Genomic DNA, 12,757 nt, shown 5'->3' with positions numbered 1-12,757 from the left:
GAGGTCTCCGATGTCAGAGGGCGGGATTCCAGTACGGCAGGGGAAGGCCGGTCGCGTTCACCCGGCAGGTGAAGAGGCGACCGGAGTTGACCGGGACCGGATCGAGTCCGGCCGTCGCCGACGTGATGACCAGGACGTCGAGGCCGGGACCGGCGAACGCCACGCTGGTGGTGTGCGGCGCGTCCACCTCGACCACGGCGAGCAGCTCGCCCCCGGGCGTCCTGCACTCGACCCGCCCGCGGCCCCAGACGGCGATCCAGAGGTTGCCGTCACGATCGACGCACATGCCGTCGGGCAGCCCGTCCGCGACCTTGAAGAGGTCCCGGCGCGGCCCGCTCGGGTAGTCGCGCACGTGCACCACGCCGGGCTCCGAGTCGATGCTGTAGAGGCGGCCGCCGTCGGGGCTCCAGGCCAGCCCGTTGGAGAGCGTGAGGTCCTCGTCGAGCCAGGTGAGCCCGCCGTCCTCGTACCGGGCCAGCACCTCGGTCGTCGAGCCGGTCTCGTCGGCGAGCGACAGGCCGCGAAGACCTTTCCCGCGAGGATGTCGACCCACAGCAGGCGCTGCCGGCGCGGGTCCCAGACCGGTCCCTCGCCCAGGCGGTACGCGTCGGGGCTCACCGGCGTGGCGATGAAGGCCTCCGTCACGACCCCTCACCGCCGGCCACGATCGAGCGGATCGCGGGCAGGTCGTCGACCAGCGTCTGGATCGGGGTGCGATAGGCGAGGCCGCTGATGCTGATCGCCCCGCTCGGCACGCTCGGCGAGGTCAGGAAGGCCGGCACCGCCAGGCAGGCGACGCCCGGCTCGTTCTCCTGGTCGTCGACGCCGTAGCCGCGCTCGCGGGTGCGCACGAGCTCGGCGTGCAGCCGGTCGGGGGTGCCGATCGAGCGGTCGGTCGGCGTGCTCAGCGGTTCGTCCCCGATCCAGTCGCGCACCTCGGGCTCGGTGTGCAGCACGTAGGAGAGCAGCAGCTTGCCGACCGCGGTGGTGTGCGCCGGGTTGCGCCCGCCGACGACCGAGCTGAGCCGGATCGCGCCCGAGGGCGGATCGAGTTTCGAGCGGTAGACCACCCAGCGGCCGTCGAGCGTCGCGTAGTGCACGGTCTCGCCGTATCGGTCGCAAAGCCGCCGCAGAACGGGCTGCACCCGGAGATGATCGGGGCGGGCCTCGTGATGGGCGAACGCGAGGCGGAGGAACTCGTCGCCGAGCACGTACCGGCCGGGCCCGTCCTGAGCGGCGAAGCCGGCCCGGCGCAACGCGGCGAGCGCGCGGTGCACCGTCGGTTTCGGGCTCGCCATCGCCCGGGCCATGTCGTCGAGGCCGATGCCCTCGGGGTGACGGGCCAGCTCGGCCAGCACGGCGAGCACCCGGTCGGCACCCACGAGGCGCTCGGACAGGTCGGTCACGTTCCGGATGTTAGACCGTTGTTCCGCCAAGTTGAAAGGTTTACGGTGAGGAAATGCGACGCAGCGCGGAGTGGTACGGCGGCGATGACCGGAACAGCTACATCCACCGGGCCTGGATGCGACGCGGGTTACCCGCCGACGCGTTCGACGGCCGGCCACACATCGCGATGGCCAACACGGCGTCCGACCTGACCCCCTGCAACGCGCATCTCAACGAGGTGTCCCGCAGCGTCGCCGACGGCATCCACGAGGCCGGGGGCATCGCGCTCAACCTGCCCGTGGTGTCGCTGGGCGAGACGCAGGTGAAGCCGACCGCGATGCTGTGGCGCAACATGGCCGCGATGGCCATCGAGGAGATGCTGCGAGCGAACCCGATCGACGGTGTCGTGCTGCTCGGCGGCTGCGACAAGACGATCCCGGCGCTGCTGATGGCCGCCGCCTCGGTCGACATCCCGGCGGTCGTCGTGCCGGGCGGCCCGATGCTGACCGGCACCTTCCGGGGCGTGCCGCTGGGCTGCGGCACCGGCGTCTGGCAGCTCTCCGAGGAGGTGCGCGCCGGCACGATGAGCGCGGCCGAGTTCCAGCGCTCCGAGTCCTCGATGATCCGCAGTCGCGGGCACTGCAACACGATGGGCACCGCCTCGACGATGGGTCTGCTGGCCGAGGCGCTCGGCATGACGCTGCCGGGCATCGCCGGGACCCCTGCCCCCGACAGCCGCCTGCTCGAGGCCGCGCACGCGACCGGGGTGCTGTCGGTCTCGCTCGTCGACGAGGCGCGGCGGCCGAGCGACGTGATGACCCGGGCCTCGTTCCTCAACGCGATCGTCGCGCTGGCCGCGCTCGGCGGGTCGACGAACGCGGTCGTCCACCTGCTCGCGATCGCCGGGCGGCTCGGGGTTTCGCTTTCGCAGGACGATTTCGACCGGATCGGATCGGGTGTGCCACTTCTGGTCGATCTGCAGCCCGCTGGACGCTTCTTGATGGACGACCTGTACCGGGCCGGCGGGCTGCACGCGGTGCTGCGCGAGGTGCGCGACCTGCTCGACCCGGACGCGATCACCGTGACCGGGCGGCCGCTGGTGTCCTATCTGGACGACGCCGAGGTCTACGACCGGGAGGTCATCCGCGCCCGCGAGACGCCGCTGCAGCCCGAGGCCGGGATAGCAGTGCTCTACGGGAACCTGGCGCCGGACGGGGCGGTCATCAAACCGGCCGCGGCGACCCCGGCGCTGCTGTCCCATCGCGGGCCGGCGGTCGTCTTCGACTCGATCGAGGACCTGCACGCGCGGCTCGACGACCCGGACCTCGAGGTGACCGCCGACTCGGTGCTGATCCTTCGCGGCTGCGGGCCCAAGGGCTATCCGGGCATGCCCGAGGTGTCGAACATGCCGCTTCCGGCCAAGCTTCTGGCTCAGGGCGTACGGGACATGGTGCGCGTCTGCGACGGCCGGATGAGCGGGACGGCGTACGGAACCGTGGTTTTGCATGTCTCGCCGGAGGCCGCCGCCGGCGGACCGCTGGCCAAGGTCCGCACGGGCGACATCATCGTGCTGGATGTCGCGAAGCGACGACTCGACGTCGACATACCGGACGAGGAGCTCGCGGCGCGGCCACCCGAGCCCGCGGCCGTCGCCGCCTACGCGACGCCCACCCGGGGCTGGGAGAAGCTGTACGTGGACACGGTCGGCCAGGCCAACACGGGCGCCGACCTGGACTTCCTGGTCGGCTCCAGCGGCTGGACCGTGTCGCGGGAGTCGCACTGATGGCGCGCACGGCGGTCGTGACCGGGGGCATGAGCGGGATCGGCGCCGCCGTGGCCGAACGGCTCGCGCTCGACGGGGTGAAGGTTCTGACCCTGGACCTGGCGCCCGAGGCGGATCTGGTCGTGGACGTGACCGATCCGTCGGCGGTGCAGGCGGCGGCGGCCGGGATCGGTGACGTGGACATTCTGATCAATTCGGCGGGCATCGTGGGCGCGAACGCTCCGCTGTGGAAGATTCCGATCGACGGCTGGGAACGCGTCTTCGCCGTCAACGTGTACGGCACCGTCAACACCTGCCGGGCGTTCATCCCGGGCATGATCGAGCGCGGCTGGGGCCGGATCGTCAACATGGCCAGCATGGCCGGCAAGGACGGCAACCCGAACATGGCGCCGTACTCGGCCTCGAAGGCGGCGGTCATCGCGCTGACCAAATCGCTCGGCAAGGAGCTCGCCACCACCGGCGTCCTCGCGAACGCGGTCGCCCCCGCGGTCATCGAGACCCCGATGAACGCGGACACCGGTCCCGAGGCGCTCGCCCACATCACCAGCCTCATCCCGATGCGCCGGGTCGGCCGGCCGTCGGAGGTGGCGGAACTGATCGCCTGGCTCAGCTCCGATCGGATGACGTTCTCCACCGGCGCGGTCTATGACATCAGCGGGGGCCGGGCGACGTACTGACCGGCGGTGCTGGATCGGCCGGTCGGTTTGTGGTGGGGTGTCACGGTGAGTCCGAAAAGTCGTGGCCGGCCCAGCGGGCGTGGCCGATCGAAGGCCCGGTCCGGCGGCACCGTGCGGCAACTGCGGCTGTCCGACCGCGTGCTGCGCGACAGCGCCGCGTTGCCGCAGTGGGGCGACGTGCTCGCGGTCGAGCGGTGGGCCTCCGGCTGGCTCGGCCGGGCCTGGCGGGACGCCCGCCTCGGCGATCGGGACGCGCTGCGCCTGCTGTGCCTCGAGGTGGCCGGCCGGGCGTCGAACCGGCCGTCACCGGCCGGGCTGGCCGCGGTGGCCGCCCTGCGACGGGTCGCGCCGGCGAGCGAACACGCGCTGCTCGACGGGACGATCAAGCTGCTGGCCGAGTCGCAGCCGTCGCCGCCGTGGCGCGAGACGCCGGGCTTCACCGCCGTCCGGGCCTGGCGGGCGGTCGACGTCCGGGACAGCGAACGGGTGTTGTTCGTCGAGTACGCGGCCCCCGACGACGCGTCCACCGCGCACACGCTGACCGCGGAGGTCGTCACCGTCTCCGGCCGGATGATCGACAGGCTGGCCCTGCTCCGGGCGGGCGCGGCGGAATCCTGGGAGGAGCTCCGCGAGCCGGGCGAGCCGCCGATGCCGCTCACCGAGGCGCCGGTCGAGGACGTGCTCGCCGAGATGGCCGACGTGCTGCGCGACACCGACCTGATCTGGCCGCGGCCGGACGACGAGGGCTTCGTCGAGCTGCGGGCGCTGGCCTGGTCCCGCTGCGCGCCGTACCAGCCCGATCGGCCGGAATTCGAGCCGCTGCCCGACGCGGAACGGCCGAGGCGGTCCACGCGCTGAACGCCGGGCGCTTGGCCCGGGGGCTGCTCGACCCCGGCCAGTAGCATGGCCGGGTGCTAACCCCCGGAGTCGTGCTGAGCGACCGCTACAGGCTCACCGAACGGATCGCGGCCGGCGGGATGGGTGAGGTCTGGCGCGGCGACGACCTGCTGCTGCGGCGGGGCGTGGCGATCAAGGTGCTGCTGCCGACGCTGATGGCCGACGGGGAGTTCATCGCGCGGTTCCGCCGCGAGGCGCGGGTGATGGCGGCGCTGCGGCACCCGGGGATCGTCCAGGTCTACGACTACGGCGAGAACGCGGTCGTCGACGGCGGGCGGCTCGACTACCTCGTCATGGAGTTCATCGAGGGCACGCCGCTGTCCAAGCGGATCGAGGCGGCCGGCCGGCTCGGCGTGGCCGAGACCATGGCGATCGTGGCCCAGGCCGCCGACGCCCTTCAGGTCGCGCACGAGGCCGGGATCGTGCACCGCGACGTCAAACCCGCCAATCTTCTCGTACGCCCCGGCGGGGCGATCGTGGTGGTCGACTTCGGTGTGGCGCGCTCGACCGCGATGGAGGGCCTGACCAGCACGAACGTGGTTCTCGGGTCGGCGCACTACATGGCGCCCGAGCAGGCCGAGGGCAAGCCGGTCTCGGCCGCCACCGACGTGTACGCGCTGGGCGCCGTCGCGTACTGCTGCGTCGCGGGGCGCCCGCCGTATGTCGGGGAGAACCCGCTGCAGGTGCTGACGCAGCTGGTCATGGGGGATCCGCCGACGCTGCCGGTCGAGGTGCCGCCGCAGGCGGCTGCGGTCGTGATGCGGGCGCTCGCCAAGGACCCGGCGCGCCGGTTCGTGAGCGCGGCCGAGCTCGCGGCGGCGGCGCGTGCGGTGCCGCGCTTCGGTGGACCGGTGCGTTCCGCCCCGGCGCCTTTCCCCTCGCCGCCTTCCCCGTCGCGGTCCGTCTCGCCGTCGTCGGCGCCCGTGTTCGCTCCCGCCGCCGTGCCGGTCTCGTCGCGGCCGGTCTCGTCGCGGCCGGTCTCGCCTCCGCCGCCGGTGACCCCGGCCGGCGGGTACCGGCCGTCGGGGGAGAGCCGCAACCGCCGTCGCAACACCACGGTCGCGGCCATCGCCGCCGGGGCCCTCGTCGCCGCGGTCGGAATCGGCATCATCGTCGCCCTGCGGCCGCCGTCGGATCAGGCGCAGGCGTCCGGCCCCGACCTCGGAGTCGCCGGGCCGGCGGGCAACGGTCCCGACGGCGGTGCGAAGGCCCGCCCCGGCGCCGCACCCACCAGCAAGAAGGGCGGCAACCGGTCGCACCCGGCCGCCACGCCCACGTCGACCGCGCCGGTGGTCGTCGACCCCACCGACGACCCGACGGCCGAGCCCAGCTCCACCCCGTCCTCGGCCGCGGCCACGAACAAGTACACGCCGAAGGCGGTCTGCGGCAGCGACTCCTCGGTGATCGATCAGGCGGAGCTCAGGGGCGCGGACGGCACCCTGCTCGGCCACGTCTACCTACTCTACAACGCCTCGACCGGGAAGAACTGCACGGTGACCCTCAAGACGGCCGGGGTCGGGAAGGCCACGTCCGCGTCGGCGTACCTCGAGGTGCAGGGCGCCGCCCGGGTGACCGACAGCGGCAGCTTCGAGTACTACGCCGGGCCGGTTCGCGCCAAAGCGGCCGGCGTGTGCGTGAAGTGGGGCGGATCGATCGAGGACGCGACGTACGACAGCCAGTTCGAGCACTGCGACGCGTGACACCCCGGCCGGCCGGCTCAGCTCTCGCCGGGCGGCGCGCCGGCAGGTTCGGCCGGCGTGGGGCGGCCGGCGCCGGGCTGCCGGGCGATCCGCCAGGCGAGGGCGGCGATGGCGAACGAGCCGAAGGCGGCCAGCAGGCGCTCCAGCAGGCCGCCCAGGTCGGCGCCTTCGGCCACGACGAGCACGACGAGCAGCACGGCGAAGACGATGCCCGCCCACCGGGCCGGCCAGACCCAGCCGGACCAGCCCGGCGTGCGCTTCATGGCCGACGCCAGCACGAAGACGGCCGCCAGGAACAGGAAGATGCCGATCGTGCTGAGCCCCGAGTCGAGCTTGCCGCCGAGGTTGGCCGACTGATCGGCGCTCGCGCAGCCCGGGTCGGCCAGCCGGCAGGCTTCCCGCTCGAACGGGCTGAGCAGATCACCCAGGCCGTAGATCGACAGCGCGAGCAGGATCGCTCCGACGGTCGCGCGCCGGCCGCCGGGCCGCAGCACCGGTCGCACCGCCAGCAGGGCGAACAGCGCGGTCGCCAGGCCACACAGGGTGAGCACGACGACCAGGAACAGGCCGCCGGGCGCGGTGACCGCGTACATGTCGCTGATGGTGTGTGCGATCGGGTCGTATCGCTTGCCCTGCCAGGCCGCGGCGAGCAGCCAGCTCGCGACGAAGGCCACCTGCGCGACGAACCCCGCCCAGCCCCAGGCCCGTACCCGATCGCCGGTCATGCGCGCATCGTAGGCTCTCGATCATCGATGCGCTCTCCGCCGATCGTCGCCGCCGGCGGGGGAGTCGCGGCGCTCCGGGCGGTGCTCAGCAGCCCGAGGGCGGCGACGCCGAGGCCGAGCGCGGTCACCAGCCACCAGACGTGGTGCGCGGCGCCGGTGAACGCCGTCCCGCCGCGGGCGACGGCCGATCCGACCATGGTTCCGGAGATCGCGACGCCCAGCGTGGTGCCGACCTGGCGCCCGGCCGAGGCGAGGGACGCGGCCACGCCGGCCATCGACAGCGGCATCCCGGAGACGGCCGCGTTGCTGATCGGCGGGTTGACTGTGCCCTGGGCCGCGCCGAACAGCAGGTAGACGCCGATCACCGTGGGCAGCGCCGTGGTCGGGCCCAGCCGCAGCGACGCCAGCCCGCCCAGGGCCAGGGCCAGGCCGGAGAACACGAGCGGCAGGCGTGGGCCGCGCTCGCCCACGATCCGGCCGGTGAGCGGGGAGAGCAGCACGATGAGCGCGCCGACCGGCAGCAGGCACAGGCCCGCCGCCAACGGCTCCATTCCGCGCACATCCTGCAGGTAAAGGGTCGTGACGAACAGAAACGCCCCGAAGCCGCACAGGGCGATCAGAGCGGTCAGGATCGCCGCGCTGAACGGCACGCTCCGGAACAGGCGCAGCTCCAGCAGCGGGTCCGCGCGCCGCGGCTCGTACCAGAAAATGCCCAGAACTCCGGCCGTGGCCACGGCGTAGAGGGCGACCATCGGCGGCGAGGTCCAGCCGAGTCGCTCCGACTCGATGATCGCGAAGACCACGCTGCCCAGCACGAGCAGCACCAGGACCTGACCGACCGGATCGAACCGGCGCGGCCGCTCGGCACGCGACTCGGGCACGACCAGGGCGGTGCCGACGATCGCGGCCAGCACGATCGGGATGTTTACCCAGAAGATCGACCTCCAGCCGTACGCGTCGACCAGCGCGCCGCCGAGAACCGGTCCCAGCCCGAGCGCGAGGCCGGAGACCGCGCCGAACACGCCGATCGCCCGCGCCCGCTCCGCCCGGACGGTGAAGGTCGACGCGATGATCGCCATCGCCACCGGGTTGAGCATCGTGCCGCCGACCGCCTGCACGGCCCGCGCCGCGATCAGCCAGCCGATGCCCGGCGCCAGGCTGCAGGCGAGCGAACCGAGCCCGAACGCGGCCAGCCCCAGCCGGAAGATCCGCCGTCGCCCGACCCGGTCGGCCGTCGATCCCGCCATCAGCAGAAAACTGCCCAGGACCAGGGTGTACGCATCGACGGTCCACTGCAGTCCGGAGACGCCGGCGTGCAGGTCCCGGCCGATCGACGGCAGCGCGACGTTGACGATCGAGATGTCCATGACGACGACCACCATGCTGCTGCAGCAGATCGCGAGCACCAGAAACCGGCGCCGCCTCGTCAGATCACTCATGGCGTGACGCTAAAATCTAGAGTGTGCTCGAAGTCAAGCAGCCGATCGCCGGTCTGAGCATCGCCGAGGCCGCTCAGCGCACCGGCGTGAGCGTGCACACCCTGCGGTACTACGAGCGCGCCGGCCTGGTGGTCACTCCCGTCGACCGCACCGGCGGCGGCCAGCGCCGATACCACGACCTCGACCTGAAGTGGGTCGTCGTCTGCACCAAGCTGCGCGCGACCGGCATGCCGATCAAATCGATTCGCCGGTACGCCGAGCTGGTCGCGGCCGGCCCCGGCAACGAGCACGAGCGGCTGGCCCTCATGGAGACCCACCGCACCGCGGTCCTGGCCCGGCTCGCCGAGATCCAGGAAAACCTGAAGCTCATCGACCACAAGATCGACGTCTACCGCGGCAGCATCGAGGCCGGCGAAGCCGATCGCCTGTGGGCCCCCAGCCGCCTGACCTGACCCCGCTCCCGCTCCGGCCACCGCTGCCACCTGCGCCGCGGTGCCCACCGCTCCCGCTCGGGTCGCCGGTTCGCTTGGGTAGCCGCTGTCGCTCCTAGCCGCCGCGCCCGCGCCCCTGGCTGCCTCCGGCTTGGCCGCCACGTGCCCCTGATGGCCGCGCGGGCGTCCTCGGCTGCTTCCGGATTGGCGACCAGGTGCCCCCCGATGGCCGCGCGCCGGCGTCCTCGGCTGCTTCCGGTTTGGCGGCCACGTGCCCCTGATGGATGTGCGCCGGCGTCCTCGGCTGCTTCCGGCTTGGCGGCCACGTTTGGGCCCTGACGGCCGCGGGTCCGCGGATGCTCGCGCACATCACGCTCGTTCGTGCGCGTGGCGGATCGCTCGTGCCCGTTGCCGGCGATTCGATCGCTTCGAGCGACCGTGCTCGACGTCGGCTGGCGCCCCGTAAGTGTCTCGCCCGATGCGTTATCTCGACGTGCGGTAGCTCGCTCAGCGTGCCAACGGGTGTGGGCCAACGCACGTTTGCCAACAGGTGTTGGCATCGACTATCTTCGTGCCAACGGTTGTTGGCATTTCTGAGGAGGAGTCATGTGGGACACCGAGGTTCTGGTTGCCGGAGCGGGGCCGGTCGGACTGGCGCTGGGGGCCGCGCTGAAGCAGCGCGGCGTCGACGCGGTGATCGTGGACCGGCAGGCGGCGGGGGCGAACACGTCGCGGGCCGCCGTCATCCACGCGCGGACGCTGGAGGTGCTCGACGAGTTGCAGGTGTCGGGCGAGCTGGTGAAGAGGGGGATCGTCGTGCCGCGGTTCACCGTGCGGGACGGGGATCGGGCCCTGCTCACGGTGGACTTCGGGCGGCTGCCGACGCGATACCCGTACACGCTGATGTTGCCGCAGAACGAGACGGAGCTGATCCTGTCCGATCGCCTGGAGCAGCTCGGTGGCTCGGTCCGCCGGCAGGCAGAGCTGGTCGGCGTCCGGCCGGACGACGACGGGGTGACCGCCACGCTTCGTGGTGGCGAGACCATCCGGGCGCGCTATCTGGTCGGCGCCGACGGCATGCACAGCACGGTGCGTGAGCTCAGCGGGATCGGTTTCACCGGTGACGCGTACGCCGAATCGTTTGTCCTTGCCGACGTGCGAATGGACTGGCCCTTGCCGGACGACGAGGTGACGCTGCACTTCTCGCCGGCCGGGTTGGTCGTCGTCGCGCCGCTCCCGGGCGGGCGGCATCGGATCGTGGCCACCCTCGACGAGGCGCCCGAGCACCCGTCGGCGGCCGATGTGCAGGCGATTCTCGACGCGCGCGGGCCACGACGCTCGCCGGCCCGGGTGCGTGAGATCGTGTGGAGCTCGCGGTTCCGGGTGCACCACCGGCTCGCCGATCACTACCGCGCCGGCCGGATCTTCCTGGCCGGGGACGCGGCGCACGTGCACAGCCCGGCCGGCGGTCAGGGGATGAACACCGGCATCCAGGACGCCCTCGAACTCGCCCGGGTGCTGGCCGAGGCCACCGACCTCGACGAGTACGAGGCCCGCCGCCGGCCGGTCGCCGCGGGCGTGGTCGCGCTCACCGACCGTATGACCCGGGTCGCCACGCTTCGCAGCCGCCCGCTGATCGCGCTGCGTAACACCGTGCTGCCGATCGTGGGGCGAGTCCCGGCCGTCCGCCGTGGCCTAGCGATGAATCTCTCCGAGCTGTCTACGATCCAGCGGGACAAACCGATCGAGCGCGAGAAGACAATCGAGCGCGGCAAGGCGATCGACCGCGGCAACACAATCGAGCGTGACAAGGCGATCCAGCCGGGCGAGACGGTCCAGCCGGATCGGCGAAAGGGAGCCTGAGCATGGCGGAACGGCGATCGGACGCGACCCGCGCCGCGATCCTGGTGGCGGCCCGGGAACGGTTCGCCAGCGACGGATACGAGCGGGCCACGATCCGCGCGATAGCGGCCGACGCCGACATCGACCCGTCGATGGTGATGCGCTACTACGGCAACAAGGAGAAGCTGTTCGCCGCGGCGGCCGAGTTCGACCTGCAACTCCCCGACGTCTCCGCCATCCCACCCGACCAGCTCGGCGCCGGCCTGGCCCGGCACTTCCTCAATCGCTGGGAGGGCGACGACACCCTGACCGCCCTGCTGCGCGCCGCCGCCACCAACGAGGCCGCCGCCGCCCGGATGCGCGACCTGTTCGGCGTCCAGCTGCTGCCGGTGGTCGCCGCCGCGTGCCCCGACCCGGCCGACGCCCCCCGCCGCGCCGGCCTGGTCGCGACCCAGATGCTCGGCCTGGCCCTGTGCCGTTTCGTGCTGCGGCTGCCCCCGGTCGTAGAGATGCCGGCCGAGGAGGCCGCCGCCTGGGTGGGCCCGACGATCCAGCGCTACCTGACGGCGCCCCAGTGACATCGAATTGTTCCTCTCAGACCCTCCGGCGCAGCCACCGGCGGACGAGGCTCACGGTCAGGATCAGAAGCAGGATGAAGATGCCGGCGCGCCAGGTGTCCGCGGTGGTGTTCCGGCCCGTGTACGCCGTCATGCCGTAGAAGAAGAAGGCCACGTCGAGCACGAGGATCACGAGCAGCGCCTTGGTGTCGAATCCCGTGCGCCGCTTGGCCTGCTGAGTCGTGTTGTTGATGATCTGATTCCCGGGGCCCTGGTTCGCAAAGACGTTTCCCCCGTGCTGGGCGAAGTTCTGCTGCACCGAGTTGTTCGGGTTGATGGGGTTAGACGGATTCATCGCGCTCCTCACCCCTCGCCTGAAGGTAGATGTACTGGTTGCCGCCCTGATTCGCGTAGACGGTCCCCCCGCCGGTTGCGTGATTGCGCTGGAACCACCGCGTACCCGGGATCTCTGCGGGGGCGCCCGCCCGCGGGTCGGCCATGGCGAGCACCTCGAAAGCGAACGCGGCGGCATTGCGTGCCGCAGCCACCTGCCATTGCTCGTCGTTCGCCGCCGTCTTGTCGCTGAGCAGATCGGAGATTCCGCGCACGACGAGCGTTTCAAGACCCTCATTCGCGTACGCCCCGCGCAGGAACCCGTGGCTTTCCATGTCGACCGCGAGTGCGTCACCGCAGTAGGTGGACAGCAGCCGCCCGGTGGCCGATCGATCGTGTGCGACCACCTTTCCGCCCGCTGCGATCGGCTTGACGAAGGCGGCCGGGGCCTGGACCGGCGGCGCGGGCTTGATCCGTTCCTGCCAGCGAGCGCGACGCGCGACCGCCTGGGCCCGCTGGACGAGGGCGAACGACGGCGCCGACGTCTTGATCCGCGGGAGGTAGGCGCCGTCGCCGTCCTTGCCGGACTCGTAGTCGTAGACCGCGTCGGCGGCGACCACGTCCCCGTGCCGGACGTCCTTGCGTCCACCCGCGATACCCACGAACATCGCGGTCTCGGGTGCGAGGGCCGACACGGCCCGTTCGAGCAGCACCCCGGCCATCGAGTTCCCGGGTCCGGCCTGGGCCACCGCCACCCGCCACGACACGCGCCCCTCGAACGTGCCGACGTCGAAGATGAGACCGCGTTCGAGTCGTTCCGTGATCGGTGCTGACAAGTGCTCGGCCACCGCGGTGTGTTCGAGGTCGAGGGCGGTCAGGAACACCGCTGTCGGCATGCGTGCGGCCTTCGGCATCCTGGTCTCCCGGTGTTCGTGGCGTGTGCCGCCATCGTGTCGGGTCGCCATGCGGACGTCATCGACCGGCCGT

The 12,757-nt window shown here is 72.1% G+C and carries 13 protein-coding genes; 7 read left to right on the top strand and 6 right to left on the bottom strand.

Annotation, left to right across the window (positions count from 1 at the left end; all coding sequences use genetic code 11):
* Positions 1–13 precede the first annotated feature (13 nt).
* On the bottom strand, positions 14–553 hold the full coding sequence (locus A3CQ_RS50845) for an SMP-30/gluconolactonase/LRE family protein (protein ID WP_020508876.1): 540 nt from the start codon (positions 551–553) through the stop codon (positions 14–16).
* 88 nt (positions 554–641) lie between these two features.
* A complete protein-coding gene (locus A3CQ_RS0100150; protein ID WP_020508875.1) occupies positions 642–1,406 on the bottom strand; it encodes an IclR family transcriptional regulator in 765 nt (254 codons plus the stop codon).
* A 53-nt stretch (positions 1,407–1,459) separates the two neighbouring features.
* On the opposite strand from A3CQ_RS0100150, the gene A3CQ_RS0100145 reads away from it, so the two are divergent.
* The 4 genes from A3CQ_RS0100145 to A3CQ_RS50835 are packed head-to-tail and all read left to right on the top strand — an operon-like array spanning position 1,460 to position 6,443.
* Positions 1,460–3,169, top strand: a complete 1,710-nt coding sequence (locus tag A3CQ_RS0100145) for an IlvD/Edd family dehydratase (RefSeq protein ID WP_020508874.1) — start codon at positions 1,460–1,462, stop codon at positions 3,167–3,169.
* Positions 3,169–3,846 carry an SDR family NAD(P)-dependent oxidoreductase gene (locus A3CQ_RS0100140; RefSeq protein ID WP_020508873.1) on the top strand — a complete coding sequence of 226 codons (678 nt, stop codon included), beginning with the start codon at positions 3,169–3,171 and terminating at the stop codon, positions 3,844–3,846. The genes A3CQ_RS0100145 and A3CQ_RS0100140 overlap by 1 nt, the downstream gene beginning before the upstream one ends.
* A 45-nt stretch (positions 3,847–3,891) precedes the next feature.
* The gene (locus tag A3CQ_RS50840; protein ID WP_157295100.1) at positions 3,892–4,704 is read left to right on the top strand and encodes a hypothetical protein; all 813 of its coding nucleotides are present in this window, start codon (positions 3,892–3,894) and stop codon (positions 4,702–4,704) included.
* A gap of 53 nt (positions 4,705–4,757) precedes the next feature.
* Entirely contained in the window at positions 4,758–6,443 is a 1,686-nt protein-coding gene (locus A3CQ_RS50835) for a serine/threonine-protein kinase (protein WP_157295098.1), read from the top strand.
* A gap of 17 nt (positions 6,444–6,460) precedes the next feature.
* Here A3CQ_RS50835 and A3CQ_RS0100125 read toward each other — a convergent pair whose 3' ends face one another.
* Both A3CQ_RS0100125 and A3CQ_RS50830 read right to left on the bottom strand, forming a co-directional pair.
* Positions 6,461–7,168 carry a DUF998 domain-containing protein gene (locus A3CQ_RS0100125; protein WP_020508871.1) on the bottom strand — a complete coding sequence of 236 codons (708 nt, stop codon included), beginning with the start codon at positions 7,166–7,168 and terminating at the stop codon, positions 6,461–6,463.
* A complete protein-coding gene (locus tag A3CQ_RS50830; RefSeq protein ID WP_084698852.1) occupies positions 7,165–8,607 on the bottom strand; it encodes an MFS transporter in 1,443 nt (480 codons plus the stop codon). The genes A3CQ_RS0100125 and A3CQ_RS50830 overlap by 4 nt, the downstream gene beginning before the upstream one ends.
* Positions 8,608–8,630: 23 nt before the next feature.
* Here A3CQ_RS50830 and A3CQ_RS0100115 point away from each other — a divergent pair, with 23 nt between their 5' ends.
* The 3 genes from A3CQ_RS0100115 (at position 8,631) to A3CQ_RS0100105 (ending at position 11,458) form a co-directional block, all read left to right on the top strand.
* Entirely contained in the window at positions 8,631–9,059 is a 429-nt protein-coding gene (locus A3CQ_RS0100115) for a MerR family transcriptional regulator (RefSeq protein ID WP_020508869.1), read from the top strand.
* Between the two features lie 585 nt (positions 9,060–9,644).
* A complete protein-coding gene (locus A3CQ_RS0100110; protein WP_020508868.1) occupies positions 9,645–10,901 on the top strand; it encodes an FAD-dependent oxidoreductase in 1,257 nt (418 codons plus the stop codon).
* A 2-nt stretch (positions 10,902–10,903) separates the two neighbouring features.
* Positions 10,904–11,458 (top strand): TetR/AcrR family transcriptional regulator, encoded by a 555-nt coding sequence (locus tag A3CQ_RS0100105; protein WP_020508867.1) that lies wholly within the window; start codon positions 10,904–10,906, stop codon positions 11,456–11,458.
* 16 nt (positions 11,459–11,474) lie between these two features.
* On the opposite strand, the gene A3CQ_RS0100100 is transcribed toward A3CQ_RS0100105, so the two are convergent.
* Entirely contained in the window at positions 11,475–11,792 is a 318-nt protein-coding gene (locus tag A3CQ_RS0100100) for a hypothetical protein (RefSeq protein WP_026205138.1), read from the bottom strand.
* Entirely contained in the window at positions 11,779–12,666 is an 888-nt protein-coding gene (locus A3CQ_RS0100095) for a 5'-methylthioadenosine/S-adenosylhomocysteine nucleosidase family protein (protein WP_157295097.1), read from the bottom strand. The genes A3CQ_RS0100100 and A3CQ_RS0100095 overlap by 14 nt, the downstream gene beginning before the upstream one ends.
* Between the last annotated feature and the right edge of the window lie 91 nt (positions 12,667–12,757).

This window comes from Paractinoplanes globisporus DSM 43857 (assembly GCF_000379645.1).
Lineage (GTDB): Bacteria > Actinomycetota > Actinomycetes > Mycobacteriales > Micromonosporaceae > Actinoplanes > Actinoplanes globisporus.
Note: the sequence above shows the minus strand (reverse complement) of the source record. Positions and strands in the feature narration are given on the sequence as shown.

What these genes read in the sequence shown, in the direction of transcription:
- A3CQ_RS0100100 (WP_026205138.1), bottom strand. Translation starts at nt 11,792, where the DNA reads ATGAATCCGTCTAACCCCATCAACCCGAACAACTCGGTGCAGCAGAAC.
- A3CQ_RS0100095 (WP_157295097.1), bottom strand. Translation starts at nt 12,666, where the DNA reads ATGCCGACAGCGGTGTTCCTGACCGCCCTCGACCTCGAACACACCGCG.
- A3CQ_RS0100140 (WP_020508873.1), top strand. Translation starts at nt 3,169, where the DNA reads ATGGCGCGCACGGCGGTCGTGACCGGGGGCATGAGCGGGATCGGCGCC.
- A3CQ_RS0100105 (WP_020508867.1), top strand. Translation starts at nt 10,904, where the DNA reads ATGGCGGAACGGCGATCGGACGCGACCCGCGCCGCGATCCTGGTGGCG.
- A3CQ_RS50830 (WP_084698852.1), bottom strand. Translation starts at nt 8,607, where the DNA reads ATGAGTGATCTGACGAGGCGGCGCCGGTTTCTGGTGCTCGCGATCTGC.
- A3CQ_RS0100110 (WP_020508868.1), top strand. Translation starts at nt 9,645, where the DNA reads ATGTGGGACACCGAGGTTCTGGTTGCCGGAGCGGGGCCGGTCGGACTG.
- A3CQ_RS0100125 (WP_020508871.1), bottom strand. Translation starts at nt 7,168, where the DNA reads ATGACCGGCGATCGGGTACGGGCCTGGGGCTGGGCGGGGTTCGTCGCG.
- A3CQ_RS0100145 (WP_020508874.1), top strand. Translation starts at nt 1,460, where the DNA reads ATGCGACGCAGCGCGGAGTGGTACGGCGGCGATGACCGGAACAGCTAC.